Raw genomic sequence first — 563 nt, 5'->3', positions numbered from 1 at the left:
GCCATGCGGCGAGGTCGTCGAGGAACGCGGCACGGTGGGCTTCGACATAGGCGCGGACAGCGTCGTCCGGGGTGGTGCTCATGATGACGAGCCTATCCGCCCCGGACGACCCGTCCCGCCACGGTTCCGGGCCGCCGAGCGCGGCCTTGCTCACCCTCCGCGCCCGCCCGTTTCCGCCCCGTTTCGTCCCCCGGTCGCTCGCTCCCGGCGGCCGGTGGCTCCGCGCGCGCCGGCCGTGACCGGCGGTCACGCGTCGGAGCGCGGGCCGTGGGGCGGGGCGGGCTCGTCGCCGAGCAGGACGCGTTCGATCTCGGCCCGGCCGGGGAGCGGGTGCGGCCGGACGATGTCGCCGGTGCGGACGTAGAGGAAGGTGGCCGTGACGGCGGACAGCGGCAGGCCGTGCTGTTCGGCCCAGGCCAGCCGGTAGACGGCGAGCTGGAGCGGGTCGGCGTCCTGCGCCCGGTTCGTCTTCCAGTCGACGATCTCGTACGTGTAGGGGTGCGCTGCCGCGTCGTGCGAGGTCTCGCCGTACGGTGCCTGGTCGCGAGCGGTCTCGTCGCGCG

General features: G+C 75.3%; 1 protein-coding gene. It reads right to left on the bottom strand.

Annotation, left to right across the window (positions count from 1 at the left end):
• Window positions 1–246: 246 nt before the first annotated feature.
• On the bottom strand, window positions 247–563 hold a 317-nt coding region (locus KUM32_RS37780), incomplete at its 5' end, for a PD-(D/E)XK nuclease family protein (RefSeq protein WP_254406686.1).

The organism is Streptomyces sp. AC627_RSS907, assembly GCF_019049165.1.
This window is presented reverse-complemented; position numbering and strand designations above follow the sequence as displayed.